Annotated in this window: 1 pseudogene; it reads right to left on the bottom strand. The window is 36.7% G+C overall.

Features of this window, described 5'->3' with window-relative positions:
• A pseudogene (locus SB773_RS30420) lies at positions 1–368 on the bottom strand (peptigoglycan-binding protein LysM); the annotation flags it as partial.

Raw genomic sequence — 368 nt, forward strand, 5'->3', positions numbered from 1 at the left:
TTTGGCATTTGGTTGTTATCCATTATCGGCATCATGTTTGGCATTTGGTTGTTATCCATTATCGGCATCATGTTTGGCATTTGGTTGTTATCCATTATCGGCATTATATTTGGTGGTTGATTGTTATCCATTATTGGCATTATATTTGGTGGTTGATTGTTATCCATTATTGGCATTATATTTGGTGGTTGATTGTTATCCATTATTGGCATTATGTTCGGCACTTGAATATTAGGCGGTATTACTTGCGGGATAATAACACTTTCTTTTGATACGTTTGGTGAGACTATGTTCCCTACATTCTCTTTCTTCACTTGCGGCGACACTATATTCCCTACATTTTCTTTTTTCACTTGCGGCGACACTAT

Origin of the sequence: Bacillus sp. SIMBA_074 (genome assembly GCF_046534555.1) — a bacterium.
In the GTDB taxonomy this organism is placed as follows: Bacteria; Bacillota; Bacilli; order Bacillales; family Bacillaceae_G; genus Bacillus_A; species Bacillus_A mycoides.